The organism is Bradyrhizobium sp. JR3.5, assembly GCF_054057015.1.
Window position 1 is genome coordinate 3966028 of record NZ_JBSRYV010000002.1, and the last position, 16904, is coordinate 3982931.

A 16904-nucleotide genomic window follows, 5' to 3' on the forward strand; every position below is an offset into this window, starting at 1 on the left:
ACCGCCGCAGTCACGCCTTCGTGTTATGCGTATTTCCCGGTGTGGGTTACGTCCCGGAACGGGTGCCTCAAAGCCGCCGCTGTGCTAGGGTGACCTGCCGGCTACCCCGGAGATCTTATTGAGCGGAGCCAACATCGACCCGTCTGAGAACCCGTCACGCGCCGTCAACGACAGCGATGCGGACGCGCGGCTGAAGCTGACGCAATTGAAGCTGACCGAGGCTCTGCAGCGGGCGAAGTTCGCGATTGCGTGGGAGCGGGCGTGGCCACATCTGGCGCGGTTCCTGACGGTCGCCGGTCTGTTCCTGGTTGCGTCCTGGGCCGGGCTGTGGCTGGTGCTGCCGTTTGCCGCACGCGTGGCCGGCGCCGCCCTGTTCGGGATTGCCGCGCTCGTGGCGCTCTTGCCGCTGCTGCGCTTCCGCTGGCCGAGCCGCGAGGAGGGCCTGAGCCGGCTCGACCGCGGCGCCGGCGTCCGTCATCGCCCGGCGACCACGCTCTCCGACACGCTCACCAACAAGGATCCGTTCGCGCTGGCGCTGTGGCAGGCGCAGCGCGAGCGCACACTGGCCTCGATCAAGCGCATCCGCGCCGGCCTGCCGCGGCCGCGCGTCTCGCTGCACGACCCCTGGGCGCTGCGTGCGCTGGTCATCGTGATGCTGGTCGCGACCTATGTCGCCGCCGGCGACGAGCGCGGCCTGCGGGTCGCCTCGGCGTTCGACTGGAACGGCATCATGGCGCCGGCCAATGTCCGGGTCGACGCCTGGGTGACGCCGCCGAACTACACCGGCAAGCCGCCGATCATCCTGTCCAACGCCAACAAGGACGCCAACGCGGCCGACTCCACCCCGCTCGCGGTTCCGGCCGGCAGCACGCTGCTGGTGCGCTCCAGCGGCGGCACCATCGACGTCGTGGTCGGTGGCGGCGTCGCCGAGGTCGCGCCGGAGGGGCAGGCGCCCAAGGGCACCAATGAGCGGCATTTCAAGATCACCGGCGACGGCACCGCGCATGTCCGCGCGCCGGCCGGCCAGCCGCAGTGGAAATTCACCGCGACGCCGGACCGCCCGCCGTCGATTGCGCTCGCCAAGGATCCGGAGCGGCAGGCGCGCGGCGCCTTGCAGATGTCCTACAGGCTCGAGGACGATTACGGCGTTACCGAAGCGCGCGCGCAGTTTGCCGCGCGGCCGGCCGATGCGCCCAAGGATGCTGACGGGAAGAAGGATGTCGACGGCAAGGCGGCGCAGCCGCGTCCGCTGTTCGAGCCGCCGCAATTTCCGCTGGTGCTGCCGAATGCGCGCACCCGCAACGGCGTCGGCCAGACCGTCAAGGACCTCAGCGAGGACCCTTACGCCGGCGCCGACGTGACGCTGACGCTGACCGCCAAGGACGAGGCCGGCAATGAGGGCAAGAGCGAGCCGTTCAACATGCGCCTCCCCGAGCGCCTGTTCACCAAACCCCTGGCGCGTGCGCTGATCGAGCAGCGCCGCATCCTGGCGCTCGATGCCAACCAGAACGGCCAGGTCTACGCCGCGCTCGACGCGCTGATGATCGCGCCGGAAATGTTCATGCCGGAAACCGGCTATTACCTCGGCCTCCACACCGTGAGCCGCCAGCTCGAGGCCGCCCGCACCGACGACCAGCTGCGCGAGGTCGTCGCCAGCCTGTGGGCGCTCGCCGTCACCATCGAGGACGGCAACATCAGTGACGTCGACAAGGCGCTGCGCGCGGCGCAGGACGCGCTCAAACAGGCGCTGGAGCGCGGCGCGAGCGACGAGGAGATCAAGAAGCTCACCGACAATCTGCGCGCGGCGCTGGACAATTTCCTGCGCCAGATGGTCGAGCAGTTCCGCAACAATCCGCAGCAGCTCGCGCGCCCGCTCGATCCCAATGCCAAGGTCCTGAGCCAGCAGGATCTCAAGAACATGCTCGATCGCATGGAGCGGCTGTCGCGCTCCGGCGACAAGGATGCGGCGCGGCAGTTGCTGGAACAGATGCAGCAGATGCTGGAAAACCTGCAGATGGCGCAGCCCAATCAGGGCGACGACGACATGCAGCAGTCGCTCAACGAGCTCGGCGACATGATCCGCAAGCAGCAGCAGTTGCGCGACAAGACCTTCAAGCAGGGCCAGGATTCCCGCCGCGACCGCATGCGCGGCAAGCAGGGCGACCAGTCGATGGGCGACCTGCAGCAGGATCAGCAGGCGCTGCGCGATCGCCTGAAGAAGCTGCAGGAAGAGCTCGCCAAGCGCGGCATGGGTCCGGAGCAGCGCGGCCAGAAGGGGCAGAAGGGGCAAGGCCAGAAGGGCGATCAGGCCCAGCAGGGCGACCAGGGCGGCGATCAGGGTGATGACGACGGCGACGGGCTCGACCAGGCCGACTCCGCGATGGGCGATGCCTCCGGGCGACTTGGCGAGGGCAATGCCGACGGTGCGGTGGATTCGCAAGGCCGCGCGCTGGATGCGCTGCGCAAGGGCGCCCAGAGCCTCGCCGACGCGATGCAGCAGGGCGATGGCGACCAGCCCGGCGACGGCCCCGGCAACCGTGCCGGCCGCCAGCAGAGCGGCGGCAACCAGACCGATCCGCTCGGCCGCCCGCTGCACGGTCGCGAATTCGGCGATGACTACACCGTGAAGATCCCCGGCGAGATCGACGTCCAGCGCGTCCGCCGCATCCTCGAAGAGCTGCGCCGCCGCCTCGCCGATCCGTCACGGCCGCAGATCGAGCTCGACTACATCGAGCGGCTGCTGAAGGATTATTGAGGTCCGCGCAGCGGTCACAATTGTCGTCATCCGCGAGGCGGATGACCCGGTATCCCAGAGACATCACGCCTGAATCGAGGAACCGCTGGGTGCCTGCCTTCGCGCGGCATGACAATGATATGTGTGACGGCGACCAGTGCAGTCGTAAGACGGCAACTTCTGTCGGACAAGCAGAGACCTCTTCGTCAAACCTGCAGGTGTGGACCCGAAGCTGCCGTGTGCCGAGCTCGCGCTAGCGCTCCCGCCAGGCGTGCATCAGCTGATCGGAGAGCGGCTTAAGGAGGTAGGACATGACGGTGCGCTGGCCGGTCTGGATAAAGGCTTCGACCGGCATACCGGCGATCAGCTTCACGTCGCCGAGGCGCGCGAGTTCCGCCTCCGGCACGGCAATGCGGGTGACATAGAAGCTCGCTCCACTCTTCTGGTCGGTCGTGACATCAGCGGACACATGGCTCACTTCGCCGTTGAGCTGCGGAGTTGTCCGCTGGTTGAAGGCGGTGAAACGCAGCAGCACCAGCTGGCCGACCGCCACGCGATCGATCTCGTGCGGGGCGATACGCACCTCGACGACGAGCAAGTCGTTGGCAGGAACGATCAGCATGATCGGCTCGCCGGCGGTGACGACGCCGCCGATCGTGTGCAGCGCGAGCTGCTGCACCGTGCCGTCCTGGGGCGCGCGGATATCGATACGTTTAAGTTGATCCTCGGCGGCCACCCGCTTTTCCACCAGTTCCGAGGTCTTCGCGCGAATCTCGGCGAGCTCCTTTCCCACCTCGGTGCGCAAGTCCTGATCGACCTGCATGATCTGCAGCGTGGTCTCGGTGATTTTTCCCCTGGCTTCGGCGATCGCGGCGACCAGCGCGCCGCGCTCGCCATGCAGTCGGGCCGCATCGCGCTCGAGCGTGGTAACGCGCGTGATCTGAACCAGGTTCTTGCGCCACAGCTCGCGCACACCAACGAGCTCCTGATCGATGAAATTGGTCTCGCGATCTTTCGCCCCGATCTGCTCTTCCAGGCCGCGGATCTGGTCACGAAGCTGGCCGATGCGCTCGTCAAGCTGCGCCTTCTTGCCGGCGCGAGCGATGCGGCGCAGCTCGAACAGCTTGTACTCGCCGGCGAGCATCCGCATCACATCCCGATCGGAGACACGCGCGGCAAGCTCGGCAGGATAATCGAGCTGCTCGCGACCGTCGCGCTCCGCCTCCAGTCGTGTTTGGCGTGCCGCCAGTTCGTCGAGACTCTTCACGACAATCTGGAGGTTGGCACGCGTCACCGTCTCGTCGAGACGCAGCAGCACGTCCCCGGCCTTCACCCTGGCGCCCTCGCGCACGTTGAGCTCGCCCACCACGCCGCCGGTCAGGTGCTGCACCTTCTTGGTATAGGTGTCGACCACCAGCGTGCCTGCGCCAATGACGGCACCCGCCAGTTCCGTGGTGGCGGCCCAGCCGCCAACGCCGCCGACGAGAATAATGACGCCCGCGAGGCCGGCGCGCAGGTGACGGCGGATCGAGGGCGGAATTGCGCTCACCGGCTCGCGGCTCATGAGCTCGCTCCCTCGGTCACGACCTTGAGCGGCACCGATGCCGGCCGCGGCTGCATCATCTTGGCCAGCAGCGCGTCCTTCGGCCCGAGCGTCTGCACCCGCCCCGCCGACATCACCATCAACTGGTCGACGCCGGCGAGCGCACTGGTGCGATGCGCGACGACGATGACAATGCCACCACGCGCGCGAACGCCCATGATGGCTTGCGTCAGGGCATGGTCGCCCTCCATGTCCAGGTTGGAGTTGGGCTCGTCCAGAACCACCAGGAAGGGATCGCGGTACAGGGCGCGGGCGAGCGCGATGCGCTGGCGCTGCCCGGCCGACAGCGCTGCGCCGTTCTCGCCGATCTGCGTGTCGTAGCCGTCCGGCAATTGCAGGACTATCTCATGCACGCCGGCCGCCGCCGCGGCGGCGAGCGTCGCCGGCGCGTCGGGTTCGGGATCGAAGCGGGCGATGTTCTGGGCCACCGTGCCGGCGAACAGCTCGACGTCCTGCGGCAGATAGCCAATGTGCTGGCCCAGTGCCTCCGAGTTCCATTGTTCGAGGGCGGCCCCGTCAAGCCGCACCTTGCCGCCTATCGACGCCCAGACGCCGACGATGGCACGCACCAGCGACGACTTGCCGGATGCGCTCGGGCCGACGATTCCGAGTCCTTGTCCGGGCTTCAACGCGAACGAAGCCTCCTGCACCACCAGGCGCTGCTCGCCCGGGGGCGCCACAGACACGGTCTCGACGGCGAGACCTTTGCACGGCGGCGGCAGCGGCGTCTTCTCCGCTTCGGCCGGGAGCTGCGCCCAGTACTGCTGCAGACGTTTCCAGCTTTGCCGCGCAGAAACCAGGCTTTTCCAGTGCGCGATGGCGAGCTCGACCGGCGCGAGCGCGCGCGACGTGAGGATGGCGCCGGCGATGATGATCCCGCCGCTCGCCTCCTGCCGAATGACCAGATAGCCACCGACGCCGAGCACTGCCGATTGCAGCACCAGGCGCAGCACCTTGGAGGCGGACCCGAAGCCGCCAGTGATGTCGGCGGCGCGCCGCTGAGTGGCCATGTAGCTGTCGTTGGCCTCCGCCCACCGCGCGGCAAGGCGGTTGCGCATGCCCATCGCATGCAACACCTCTGCGTTGCGGCGGCTGGCCTCGGCGATGGCATTGCGTTGCGCCACTTTCCCGGTGGTTTCCTTGGCTTGTGCGCGTGTCAGCCGATCGGTGACAACAGTCAGCGAAACAAGCACCAGCGCGCCGATCAGGGTCGTGAGCCCGAGCAGCGGATGGAACAGGTAACAGATCGAGAGATAGAACGGGATCCACGGCAGGTCGAACAGGGCGGTCGGACCGAGCCCGGAGAGATAGCCGCGCACTTGGTCGAGATCGCGCACCGGCTGCAGGCCGTCGCCGCTGACGCGTGCCCTCAGCGGCCAGCGCGTGACGAGGTCGTAGGCGCGCGCCGAGAACGCGCGGTCGAGCCACTCGCCGATGCGAATAAGAATGCGCCCGCGCAGGATGTCGAGGAACGCCTGGAACAGGTAGAGGCCGCCTGCCAGCACGGCGAGACCGATCAGCGTCGGCACGCTGCGACTTGGCACCACGCGGTCGTAGACTTCGAGCATGAAGAAAGAGCCGGTGAGGTACAACACGTTCAGCATGGCCGTGATCAGTGCGAGCCCGACCAGCACGCCGCGGCAGGCGTGGAGCAGCGAGGGCAGATCCTGTGCTGGCGACGACCCGTCGTGATCCCGAGCAAGCGCAAGGCGCGCGCTCGCCCGCCTGCGCCGCGCCAGGCCCCAGAGAAGGAGGATGATCGCAGCCAAGATGAAGGGCGCCGCGCGGAAGAGAACTGGGCTGAACCAGGCTTGCGCGTCGGCAACGATCTGAGACCAGTACTCCAGGAGAATGTCCAACACGCGCATTGCTTCCGAGACGCCTTCAACTCCGGGGGACCTTGACCTTGGCTCGGCGGCGCTCTCTACCGCTTAGGGATGCTCCGCCGGCCGGTTCGCCGCTTGGCGGGTCCGGCGGCCGGTGCTCTGTGCCGGCCGCCGGGCGCGCCGTCGCGGGCTTACGCGTTGAGCACCCCGACCAACAGGTGCTGCACCGACGTTGTATCGCCGTCGCCGTCGGCAATCTGGAGCGCGAAGTCGAGATGGGCGTCCTGGGTCACGTTGGTGGTCGTGATGAAGCCGATATCGGTGATCTTCAGCACGTCATTGGTGTTCCCGGAGGTGAACGACTGGAAGTTTGCGGTGGTATTGCTCCCACCACTTGATCCGGTCGCCGCATTCAGGTTGATCCCGCTTCCCGTCAGGCCGTTCGCCGACTGCATGATCTGAACGCCTTGGATCTTGTAGTGCTCTCCGGGCGCGTTGTAGTCGTTGCTTTCGACGATCACGAGGCCATCATTGTTGTCGAGCGTGAACTCGGTATTGTAAGGCGCCGGCACCCCGCCGGGCGTCGACTTCTTGATGATGTCCGAATTGTCGACGATGATGGCCCTGGTGATTGTGACATCGTCGGTCGTACTCGCGGTCCCCTTGTCGTCGATCAAGTTGAGGATCATGATGAGATCCTCACTGCTCCCGATGCCATCGAACTTTATAGCGATACCATCTGCCGAGGCCGTGGGAGTGGTTTTCTCCGTTCCGGGGGGATTAGCGTCGCTGAGGATGTTCTCCTGGAAGAACCTCAGGTTCAGCAGTTCATCCTTTTGGATCGTGTCTCCGGCGACGCCATTGGTGCCTTGCGTAGCCGAGACCCAGGTTTCGGTTCCGCCGGCGAGATCATGAGCCGAACCGGTAAACGTTGTATCGTTCGTCGTCCCTTCTCCCGTTGACGAGAAGCTCAACGGGCTCACATCCGCGGTGAACTGCACAAAGAAATTGTTCGCAAGCTCCTCCACGACGATCAGCGGATGGCCGGTATTACCCGTCGGATTCTTCGCGAGGAGTTCGCTGGTATGGAGCACGTCGAAGCTGAAGCCCTGGATGGGATTGTCCAGCGAGACGGTGTAGGTATCGGCGGATTTATCGAAGCTCAGCGTCCCGGTCGCGGTCGCGGTCTGGACGCCGGCCAGCTGTGGATTGGTGTCGTAGTCGAAACTGAAGTGGAACGACGCACTGGTGGCCGTCTCGGACGTCAGGGTGACGCTGGTGTTTGAAATCGTATTGTTTGGACCGGTGCCGACCGTGCCGCTCAGGGCGAGCTGGACGCCTGTCAGGCCAGAGTTGGAGTCGACGAAATCTGACGTGGCGGCATAGTTGTGGCCGTCGGTGCCGACGTCGTACCCGAAGCTGGCGCTACCCGAGATGGGGCCCGTGTTGCTCAGATTGAGCGCCACCGGCCCGGCCGTGATCGTCGGCCCGTCGTCGAGGATCGTGACGGTGACTGCCCCGGACGAGGTTGCGCTGCTGCTATCCCCATCGTGATCGACCAGCGTTTGTTTTACAAAGATCAAGTTGCTGATCGAACTTCCTTCGCTGGTGTCGGGGCTGGACGAGGTCGTGTGCTTGATCGCCTCGTACTGCGCGACATCAAGTTTCAGCGTGTCCGGGTCGAGGTAGATCGCGAATGCAACCGCGCCAGCGGCGTTGGGCGTAGCGCCGCCGGAACCCGAGCCCTCGCGGGCGACCACCAGATTGCCCTCCGTGTACAGGAAGAGGTGGGCGCCGGTTACGGTTGCGAACAGGGTCGAATCCTGTCCAGTGAACGTCGAGCCGTCGCTGCGGGTCAGCGCATAGGTGATCGGATTGCTCGCGGCAGCCCCATCGGCGCCGTAATTCGGCGTTGATGACGCCACCACGGCGGCGGCACTCTGCGCCCAGCCGATCAACCCTGTTGGCGAGAAGGCGGCGGGCAGCGAACCGCTCTGGTCGTTGGCGCCATTGTCAGTCTGCACACCCGGTGTTTCGTCGTGCGTCACCGTTGGCGTTGCCGCAAGCGTCACGGCCGCATGCGGCCCGTCGTCTTCGAACAACAGGTTGCCGCCGATGCCGGTATGGTCCGTGCCACTTGTCGTGTTCGAGATGTTGAACGTGAAATTGCCGGCGTCGAAGGTGACATTGGAGCCGCTGCCGCTGGTCGGCTGGGCGTTGCCGACCACGAAGCGGTCCATGTGGCTGGATTCGGCGACCTGGAAGTCGACAGTGTAATTTGTTTTCAGGCCGTCGATGAAGTAGGACCCGTCGCCCGCGGCCGTGATGGTGATACCTGACGTGACCAGGTGCGTCTTGGCCAAGTCGGAATACACCTTGATCGTGTTGCCGAGGATCGGAGCCAGGGTCTCGTCGTTGCCGGTTAGGCCGCCGCTGCCCACACTGGCGGTCGAGACAAGACTGGCGCCCTGAAGGTCACTTGTTTCGTTGAAGGCCCAAATGTGCACCTTAACGGTGGTGTTCGTATTTCCGGGGTTCACCTGAGTCAGCGAAAAGCTCGCCTCCGTCACCGCGCCGACATGCGTGCTGTAGCTGAGCTTGGACAGATCGTGGACGTCCGGATTCGTCAGCGGAAAGTCGGGGTAGTTCACGTGGTTGACGACATCGACGCGCACCGCCTCCCCGGGATTGAGTGCCTGCGAATTGTTGCCGAGGCCCTGTGTGCTGACGGTCACCTTCGAGCCCGGCACCAGGCCGGTGATGACCATGTCGGGATCGCTGCTGTCCGTCCCTGCGGTCGAGGTCTGCTCGATGGCTGACCAGTCGTCCGATCCGGACGGCACGTGACTGAAATCGCCGAAATTGGCGGTCGTCGTCGTGGTGAAGGAGGCCTTCACGTCGACAAGGCCGGAAAGGTCAAGCGTGTCTGCATCGTCGACGCCGCTGCTGTTGGTGTGCTTCAGCGCCTCGTACTGGATGGTCCAGACGTTCCCGCCTGTCACGTTGGTCCCGTCGGTGGTCTCGTCCAGCACGATCGCGAAGGCGACGGTGCCCGTGGAACTGGCGGTCCACGTTTGGCCACCGTCTGACGTGGTGCCCTCGCGCCCGAGCAGGATATGGCTGTTGGAATCGGTGTAAAGGAAGATCTGGGCGCCATCGCCGGTAGCAAAAATCTGGGTCGCCGTGCCGTCGGTGATCGTCCCCCCCGTGGAGTTCGAGAACTGCAGGTCGGTGACGGTGCTCGTGCCGAGCTGGATGAAATCCGTTGAGCCCATACCGATCGAGCGCTCCGCAACCTGCGGAAATTGCGCGGTCGTGTCGCCCGACTCTTCGCCGGTGGCAGGCTTGATGCCGAGCGTGTTTAGCTCGCTCAGGAGCGGCGAGCTCATGGTCGCAAGCAGGACCGACCAGGCAACTTCGTTGTCCACTCCCGCCGGGAGACCCGTGTCATTGTCAGTAATGCTGGTTTGCAGGCTTGCCGCTTCGTCGACAATCAGATTGCCGTGGATGGTCAGTACTGCCATGATTTCCTCCTTGGGAAAGCCGCCGCTCGCTTGCATCCTCTCAGAAGGAAGCGGCAGCCGCCCGGGCGCGATCGCCTGTTGGTTTCACTGCAAAACAAAACGCAATCCATGCGCCTGCTGTTCGGCGATCAGCCGCACTCGCAGCGAGGCGTCGTCAGTTTCTGCAAGTCCACGAAATGATACTGGGGTGTGACGGGAGCTTGTTGCTGCTCCTCATTCGCCCGATTCACGGTTCTAGGAGAACCAGTCAAAAACAGAACGAAAATGAATGACGGAACACCGCTGCATGCTCTCCTCCCATCTGCCGCGAATAACCGCTGCGAACGCAAGTGGAGAAGCAAACAGGAATACTGTCATGGGCATCGCGCAAATCGCGACGTCTATACAGCGTCCTGCCCGCACAATAACTAGCAGTCGTTGACGCGTAACACTCACATAATAAATTCGAGGCCATGCCTCCGAATTGAAGTTCCCGGATAAAGGGAGAAACAATTGGAGGAAAGGAGGTCCTTAGTAAATAGGCGAAGAAGTAGTAACTAACTTTGGGGTGAGACGCATCGCCGCACTATCCTTTTTTGACAGGACAATGGCGATATCGCCGTCGTTCGAAGATCAGGCGATAAACGTAGACGGTGCGATGATCGCTCTAACTCCGGGCATGACCGTGACTGTGGAAATCAAGACCGACAGCCGCCGTGTGATCAACTACCTGCTCTCGCCACTTGCCAAGGTTGCATCCGAGGCGTTGAAGGAGAGATAGCAGTCGCGTGCCGCGTTTGCTCGACCGACGCTCCGGACGTTCGGCGTTCGAGGATCGGGCCTTCCCGCAGCCCATCGGGACTTCATGACCACCCGCCCTAGCTCGCCTTCCTTGCCGCCAGCGCGTCCGCCACTGCGGTGCGGATATCGGCGACCGAGAACGGCTTGGTCACCACGTCGTGCACGATCGCCTCGAGGCCGGAGGCGCGTTCGCGCTGGTGGGCGAAGCCGGTCATCAGCAGGATCTTCAGCTCGGGGAAATCGCGGGCCGCGGTCAGCGCCAGCGCGATGCCATCCATGATGGGCATCTGGATGTCGGTCAGCAGGAGATCGAACGCGCCCTCATCGCGCGTCAGCATCTCCAGCGCCTCGGCGCCGTCCTGCGCGGTCACGGTCTCGTGGCCGTCCATGGCGATGGCGCGCGCGACCAGGGAGCGCATCGAGTCTTCGTCGTCGGCGATCAGAACACGCGTCATGGTGATGGGTCGGTTTCCGAAAGTGGTGGCCGCCAGCCTCAGGCGCGGCCGCCGGTGAGATCATGCTTGTTGAAGAAGCGTACGTCGATATTGCGGCCTTCGGGCGGCGGCGAGGCGAGGCGCGACTTGAAGAAGGCGCGCTGGCCGGGATTGAGCACCGGCTGCTCCAGCACCGCATTCCAGGCATAGATTTCGGCGCCCTGGGCGTCGCGCACCGAGAAGCGCAGCCGCGGCAATTCGACCGGCTTCCGGGTCTGGCCGACGATCATGCCCTCGATCACCAGCACCGGCTTGCCGTCCACGGTCTCGTTGGTGATCTTGAGGTCCTTGAAGGCGAGGCCGCGCAAATTCACGTCGAGCCCGACGATCTTGTAGAACAGCGCGGTCTGCGGCAGCAGCCGCACCACGTCGTTGCGCCAGACGAACAGCGCAATGATCAGTGCGCCCATCGCGGCGCAGGTGGTCGGCAGGGCGCCGATCACGGGCATGAAGGGAATGCGGGGCAGGGAGGGCAGGCGGAACAGGCGGGGAAGCCGCGGCAGGCGGAAGCGGCGCTTTCCGGCGTCCAGGGTGCCGGCGTGGGCGGCGGCATCCGCCTCGGCCACCGCCGGCCACTCCGTGGCGGCGTCCTCGTCGGCGGGTAAATCGGCCGAAATCGAGGGGCTCTCGACCATCGGGGTCGCGTCAGCCTCCTCGCGCCCCATCGCGTCCCATTCGGCGGCGAGATTGGAGCCTGCGGCCTCGTAGGCCAAACTGGGTGCGGTCGCCCCGATCGCGTCCTCCGGCCGGGCCAGCCAGACCTCGCGGCAGCGGGAACAACGGACCGTGCGTCCGGCCTCGCCCAGGGTGGCCGGATTGATGGCGTAGGATGTTGTACAATGTGGGCAAACGATATGCATGGAGCCGAATCTCCACCGTGTGGTATGCCCGGATGCTACCGAGCGACCGTTAACGAATCGGAAACCATAACCGACGCACAAGCTTTCTGTGCGGTTCGCGGCCGCTCGGCGGGGGTTCGGGCCGTCTTTGTTGGGTATTGGGCCACAGGCCCTCTCGAACGGAGCTAGCGCATTGGTTCGGTTCGAAAATGTCGGTCTGCGCTACGGGCTCGGCCCGGAGATTTTGCGCGACCTCTCCTTCATGATCCCGGCCCATTCGTTCCAGTTCCTCACCGGGCCATCGGGCGCGGGCAAGACCTCGCTGCTGCGGCTGTTGTTCCTGTCGTTGCGGCCGACCCGTGGGCTGGTCAATTTGTTCGGCAAGGACGTCTCCCTGCTGAGCAAGGACCAGGTCGCCGACCTGCGCAAGCGTATCGGTATCGTGCTGCAGGATTTCCGCCTGCTCGACCACATGACAACCTATGAGAACGTCGCGCTGCCGTTCCGCGTGATGGGCCGCGAGGAATCGACCTACCGCCGTGAGGTGATCGACCTCTTGAAATGGGTCGGCCTCGGCGAGCGCATGGACGCGCTGCCGCCGATCCTGTCGGGCGGCGAGAAGCAGCGCGCGGCGATCGCGCGCGCGGTGATCTCGCGGCCGCAATTGCTGCTGGCGGACGAGCCGACCGGCAGCGTCGATCCGACGCTCGGGCGCCGCCTGTTGCGGCTGTTCATCGAGCTCAATAAATCGGGCACCGCTGTCATCATCGCGACCCACGACATCACATTGATGGATCAATACGAGGCGCGGCGGTTGGTGCTGCATCAGGGACGGCTGCACATCTATGAGTAGGAGCGGCGACGAGAAAGTGTCGTTGGTCGATCTCGGGCGCGAGCGTCCGCAGGTCCCGGCCACCGCGCGCAACATGTCGCCGATCGTGCCGCGCGCCTCGATCTCGGGCCGCGCGCTGGTCGCGGTGGTCGCGATCATGACCTTCCTCGCCTCGCTGACGACGGGCACCGTACTGCTGGTCAGCGCGTCGGCGGCCGAATGGCAATCGGAAGTATCGAGCGAGATCACCATCCAGGTGCGCCCCGCGCCGGGCCGCGACCTCGACCGCGACGCGCAGGCCGCCGTGGAGGCGATGCGGGCGCAGTCCGGCATTCTCGAGGTGCGTCCGTTCAGCAAGGAGGAATCCGCCAAGCTGCTGGAGCCCTGGCTCGGCAGCGGGCTTTCGATCGACGAGCTGCCGGTGCCGCGCGTGATCGTGGCGCGGGTGCAGCCCGGCACCACGCTCGATCTCGCCGGCTTACGCGCGCGGGTGACGCAGGTGGCGCCGACCGCAAGCGTCGATGACCACCGCGCCTGGATCGAGCGCATGCGCTCGATGACCGGCGCCACGGTGTTTGCCGGCGTCGGCATCCTGATTCTCGTGATCATCGCCACCATCATCTCGGTGTCGTTCGCGACCCGCGGCGCGATGGCGTCCAACCGCCCGATCGTCGAGGTGCTGCATTTCGTCGGCGCCGGCGACAGCTTCATCGCCAACCGCTTCCTGCGGCATTTCCTCCGGCTCGGTCTCGAGGGCGGGCTGATCGGCGGCGGCGCGGCGATGCTGGCGTTCGGCTTCTCCGAGTCGATCGCCAACTGGTTCTCCGGCACGCCGGTGGGCGACCAGTTCGCGGCGCTGCTCGGCACGTTCTCGCTGCGTCCGTCGGGCTACCTCGTCCTGGCGTTGCAGGCGGTGCTGATCGCGGCGATCACCGCTTGGGCGTCGCGGCGCACCCTGTTTGCCACGCTCGACGACATCGACTGACGGCCCGCGGCGTCGAAATCATGGGGCCGGTTTCGTGATCGCGGGTCGTCGCCAGAGTGTGATTTCGCGCGCATCCGCACGGCCCTGGCCGGGCAAAACCGGTTTCCACTTTTCCGGATCATGCTCTAAAATCCCCAGGGGGAAGGATATCAGCATCACATGAGTTTGCAGCCCGACGATACGTCGCCGAAAGGCCATACCGCGCAGCCGCGCGGCTGGCTGCGCGCCGTCATCGTCGTGCCGCTGGCGCTTGCCTTCGTCGCCGCCGCCGTCGGCTTCATCGGCTTCCTGTCGCAATTGCGCGGCGTCGAGACCGACCCGCCGCACAATGCCGACGGCATCGTGGTGCTGACCGGCGGCTCGTCGCGGGTGTCCGACGCGATGGAGCTTTTGGCGGCGGGCTACGGCAAGCGCCTGCTGATCTCCGGCGTGCATCCGACCAACGACGCCAACGACATTTCGCGCTCGGTTCCGGACAGCCAGGGGCTGATGCGATGCTGCGTCGATCTCGACCGTTCGGCGGTGAACACCCGCAGCAATGCGGCGGAGACGCGGCGCTGGGCGCATGAGCGCGGCTTCAAGTCGCTGATCGTGGTGACCTCGAACTACCACATGCCGCGCGCGATCGTGGAACTGTCACACGCGATGCCCGATATCACGCTGATCCCGTTCGCGGTCGTCGGCGACAAATGGCGCGACGAGCCGTGGTGGACGAGTGGCGGAACGTTCCGCCTCTTGCTATCGGAATACGCCAAATATGTCGCCGCGGAGATGCGGGTGCGGCTGGCCGATATCGGCCTCGACCTGACCTCCGATCTCGCCGAGCCGGCAGCCGTGCCGCATCGTCCGGCGACGGCGCAGGCGAACAAGGACTAGGCATGATCCGGAAAGGTGCGGAGCGGTTTTCCTTCGCGACAGACGCGGAATGGGTTTGCGTGGAGATCATGCTCAAACAAGGACTGAAATGATTTTCCTGCGCTCGCTGATCTTCAACGTGCTGTTCTACCTGGTGCTGGTGCTGCTCTGCATCGTCGCGCTGCCGGCGCTGCTGCTGCCGCGCGGCGCGATGATGGCGATCGAGGCCGCGTGGGCCAACACCAGCCTGTTCCTGATGCGCGTGATCTGCAACATCAGGATCGAGTTCCGCGGCGCCGAGAAGATTCCGAGCGGGCCGCTCGTCGTCGCCTCCAAGCACCAGTCGTTCTGGGAGACGTTCGCGCTGGTGCGCTTCTTCGAGTATCCGCTGTTCATCCTCAAGCGCGAGTTGATGATGATCCCGGTGTTCGGCTGGTACCTGAAGAAGGTCGGCATGATCTCGGTCGAGCGCGGCGGCGGCCCGCGCTCGTTGGTCAAGACGCTGAAGCGTGCGGCGGCCGAAGTGAAGCTCGGCCGGCAGCTCGTGATCTTTCCGGAAGGCACCCGCACCGCGCCCGGTGCCGCACCGAATTACAAGGCCGGCGTCGCGCAGATCTATGCCGAGAGCGGCGTGCCGTGCCTGCCGGTCGCGCTCAATTCCGGGCTGTTCTGGCCGCGCCGCACCTTCATGCGCTATCCCGGAACGCTGGTGGTCGAATTCCTCGATCCATTGCCGCCTGGCCTGCCGCGCGACGAGTTCATGACCCGCCTGCGCGACCAGATCGAAACCGCCACCACCCGCATCGTCGACGCCGGCCGCGCCGAGCAGGCGCAATTGTTCGGCGGGGTGCCGGGTTCGGCGAAGGGGTAGGCGGAGAGTTACCGCATCACGAACGGATTGGCCGGCACGTCCGTCGCGGTCGAGATCCAGACGCTCTTGGTCTCCTGATATTCGCGCACCGCGTCGATGCCGCTCTCGCGGCCGACGCCGGAGAACTTCATGCCGCCGAACGGCATCATGTAGCTGATGGCACGATAGGTGTTCACCCACACCGTGCCGGCGCGGAGCTGCTTCGGCACGCGGATGGCGCGCGCGAGGTCCTTGGTCCAGATGCCGGCGGCAAGGCCGTAGATCGTGTCGTTGGCGATGCGGATGGCGTCTTCCTCGGTGTCGAAGGAGATGATCGACAGCACCGGGCCGAACACCTCCTCGCGCGCGATCCGCATGGTGTTGTCGACATCGGTGAAGATGGTCGGCTCGACGAACTGGCCGCCCTTGATGCCCTCGCCGGAGGCCGGCTTGCCGCCGAGCAGGCAGCGTGCGCCTTCGGCCTTCGCGATATCGATGTAGTCGAGCACCTTCTTGTACTGCGCGGGCGTCGTGATAGGGCCGACATTGGTGTCGGCTTGCATGGGATCGCCGATCTTGGCGGATTTCGCCAACTCCAGCACGCGGGCGACGAACTTCTCCTTGATCGAGCTCTGCACCAGCAGGCGCGAACCGGCGATGCAGGTCTGGCCGGTGGCGGCGAAGATGCCGGAGATCGCGCCGGCCGCAGCCGCCGTGAGGTCGGCATCCTCGAAGACGATGTTCGGCGACTTGCCGCCGAGCTCGAGCGAGACCCGCTTCAGGCTCTTGGCCGCGGTCTCGTAGACCTTTGCGCCGGTCGTATCCGATCCGGTGAAGGTGATTTTTGCGACGCCGGGATGGGCGATCAGCGCGGAGCCTGCCTCGGGCCCGAAGCCGGTCACCACGTTGAAGATACCGTCGGGAATCCCGGCTTCCTTCGTCAGCGCCGCGAATTCCAGTGTGCTGGCCGAGGTGAATTCCGAGGGTTTCACGACCACGGCGCAGCCGGCGGCGAGTGCGGCGGCGCATTTCCAGGCGACGAACAGCAGCGGCGAATTCCAGGCGGTCAGCGCCGCGACGACGCCGACCGGCTCATGCGTCGTGTAGGCAAAGGTGTCAGCCTTGTCGATCGGCACCAGGCCGCCCTCGAGCTTGTCGACGAGGCCGCCGAAATACCACCACCACTCCGGATGGTAGCGCAGCTGGCCCAGCATCTCGGCCATCAGCTTGCCGTTGTCGCGCACCTCGATCTCGGCGAGACGCTCCGCGTTGGCCGCGACGAGGTCGCCGAGCTTGCGCATCACCTTGCCGCGCGCGGACGCCGTCATCTTCGCCCACGGGCCGCGCCACATTGCCTCATTGGCTGATTTCACCGCCTTATCGGCATCGGCGGCCGTGCCGCGCGGAATTTTGGCCCAGGCCTCGCCGCGATAGGGATCGATGCTGTCGAACCACTCGCCATTGGCGGGGTCGACATACTGGCCGTTGATGTAGAGCTGATAGGTCTTCATGAGATCCTCCCGCAAGGCGATGGGTCTGGTTGGCGAAACGCTATCACGCATTCCGCGACGCCGTCATAACG

At 65.4% G+C, this 16904-nt stretch carries 12 protein-coding genes; 6 read left to right on the forward strand and 6 right to left on the reverse strand.

Going from position 1 to position 16904, the window contains the following annotated elements; genetic code table 11:
• Positions 1–118 precede the first annotated feature (118 nt).
• Entirely contained in the window at positions 119–2755 is a 2637-nt protein-coding gene (locus tag ACVWW1_RS35835; protein WP_456659139.1) for a TIGR02302 family protein, read from the forward strand.
• 232 nt (positions 2756–2987) lie between these two features.
• Here ACVWW1_RS35835 and ACVWW1_RS35840 read toward each other — a convergent pair whose 3' ends face one another.
• The 3 genes from ACVWW1_RS35840 to ACVWW1_RS35850 all read right to left on the reverse strand — a co-directional run bounded on the left by ACVWW1_RS35840 (position 2988) and on the right by ACVWW1_RS35850 (position 9687).
• A complete protein-coding gene (locus ACVWW1_RS35840; RefSeq protein WP_456659140.1) occupies positions 2988–4298 on the reverse strand; it encodes an HlyD family type I secretion periplasmic adaptor subunit in 1311 nt (436 codons plus the stop codon).
• Entirely contained in the window at positions 4295–6196 is a 1902-nt protein-coding gene (locus tag ACVWW1_RS35845; RefSeq protein WP_456660761.1) for a type I secretion system permease/ATPase, read from the reverse strand. The genes ACVWW1_RS35840 and ACVWW1_RS35845 overlap by 4 nt, the downstream gene beginning before the upstream one ends.
• 158 nt (positions 6197–6354) lie before the next feature.
• Positions 6355–9687, reverse strand: a complete 3333-nt coding sequence (locus ACVWW1_RS35850) for a DUF5801 repeats-in-toxin domain-containing protein (RefSeq protein ID WP_456659141.1) — start codon at positions 9685–9687, stop codon at positions 6355–6357.
• Positions 9688–10273: 586 nt separating this feature from the next.
• On the opposite strand from ACVWW1_RS35850, the gene ACVWW1_RS35855 reads away from it, so the two are divergent.
• The gene (locus ACVWW1_RS35855; protein WP_456659142.1) at positions 10274–10447 is read left to right on the forward strand and encodes a hypothetical protein; all 174 of its coding nucleotides are present in this window, start codon (positions 10274–10276) and stop codon (positions 10445–10447) included.
• Between the two features lie 97 nt (positions 10448–10544).
• On the opposite strand, the gene ACVWW1_RS35860 is transcribed toward ACVWW1_RS35855, so the two are convergent.
• Together ACVWW1_RS35860 and ACVWW1_RS35865 are read right to left on the reverse strand one after the other, a co-directional pair.
• Positions 10545–10922 carry a response regulator gene (locus ACVWW1_RS35860; RefSeq protein WP_176533789.1) on the reverse strand — a complete coding sequence of 126 codons (378 nt, stop codon included), beginning with the start codon at positions 10920–10922 and terminating at the stop codon, positions 10545–10547.
• A gap of 38 nt (positions 10923–10960) precedes the next feature.
• The gene (locus ACVWW1_RS35865) at positions 10961–11821 is read right to left on the reverse strand and encodes an MJ0042-type zinc finger domain-containing protein (RefSeq protein WP_456659143.1); all 861 of its coding nucleotides are present in this window, start codon (positions 11819–11821) and stop codon (positions 10961–10963) included.
• Positions 11822–11993: 172 nt separating this feature from the next.
• Between ACVWW1_RS35865 and ftsE the strand changes: the two genes are divergently transcribed.
• The 4 genes from ftsE to ACVWW1_RS35885 all read left to right on the forward strand — a co-directional run bounded on the left by ftsE (position 11994) and on the right by ACVWW1_RS35885 (position 15343).
• Positions 11994–12653 (forward strand): cell division ATP-binding protein FtsE, encoded by a 660-nt coding sequence (ftsE, locus tag ACVWW1_RS35870; protein ID WP_021079468.1) that lies wholly within the window; start codon positions 11994–11996, stop codon positions 12651–12653.
• Complete coding sequence (locus ACVWW1_RS35875; protein ID WP_176533787.1) at positions 12646–13617, forward strand: cell division protein FtsX; 972 nt, start codon at positions 12646–12648, stop codon at positions 13615–13617. The genes ftsE and ACVWW1_RS35875 overlap by 8 nt, the downstream gene beginning before the upstream one ends.
• Positions 13618–13776: 159 nt before the next feature.
• Positions 13777–14493, forward strand: a complete 717-nt coding sequence (locus tag ACVWW1_RS35880) for a YdcF family protein (protein ID WP_456659144.1) — start codon at positions 13777–13779, stop codon at positions 14491–14493.
• An 88-nt stretch (positions 14494–14581) separates the two neighbouring features.
• On the forward strand, positions 14582–15343 hold the full coding sequence (locus tag ACVWW1_RS35885) for a lysophospholipid acyltransferase family protein (protein ID WP_456659145.1): 762 nt from the start codon (positions 14582–14584) through the stop codon (positions 15341–15343).
• A gap of 8 nt (positions 15344–15351) precedes the next feature.
• Here ACVWW1_RS35885 and ACVWW1_RS35890 read toward each other — a convergent pair whose 3' ends face one another.
• Positions 15352–16833: an aldehyde dehydrogenase gene (locus tag ACVWW1_RS35890; RefSeq protein WP_456659146.1), complete on the reverse strand. Its 1482-nt coding sequence runs from the start codon at positions 16831–16833 to the stop codon at positions 15352–15354.
• Between the last annotated feature and the right edge of the window lie 71 nt (positions 16834–16904).

What these genes read in the sequence shown, in the direction of transcription:
- ACVWW1_RS35890 (WP_456659146.1), bottom strand. Translation starts at nt 16,833, where the DNA reads ATGAAGACCTATCAGCTCTACATCAACGGCCAGTATGTCGACCCCGCC.
- ACVWW1_RS35850 (WP_456659141.1), bottom strand. Translation starts at nt 9,687, where the DNA reads ATGGCAGTACTGACCATCCACGGCAATCTGATTGTCGACGAAGCGGCA.
- ACVWW1_RS35885 (WP_456659145.1), top strand. Translation starts at nt 14,582, where the DNA reads ATGATTTTCCTGCGCTCGCTGATCTTCAACGTGCTGTTCTACCTGGTG.
- ACVWW1_RS35855 (WP_456659142.1), top strand. Translation starts at nt 10,274, where the DNA reads ATGGCGATATCGCCGTCGTTCGAAGATCAGGCGATAAACGTAGACGGT.
- ACVWW1_RS35860 (WP_176533789.1), bottom strand. Translation starts at nt 10,922, where the DNA reads ATGACGCGTGTTCTGATCGCCGACGACGAAGACTCGATGCGCTCCCTG.
- ACVWW1_RS35865 (WP_456659143.1), bottom strand. Translation starts at nt 11,821, where the DNA reads ATGCATATCGTTTGCCCACATTGTACAACATCCTACGCCATCAATCCG.
- ACVWW1_RS35880 (WP_456659144.1), top strand. Translation starts at nt 13,777, where the DNA reads ATGAGTTTGCAGCCCGACGATACGTCGCCGAAAGGCCATACCGCGCAG.
- ACVWW1_RS35840 (WP_456659140.1), bottom strand. Translation starts at nt 4,298, where the DNA reads ATGAGCCGCGAGCCGGTGAGCGCAATTCCGCCCTCGATCCGCCGTCAC.
- ACVWW1_RS35875 (WP_176533787.1), top strand. Translation starts at nt 12,646, where the DNA reads ATGAGTAGGAGCGGCGACGAGAAAGTGTCGTTGGTCGATCTCGGGCGC.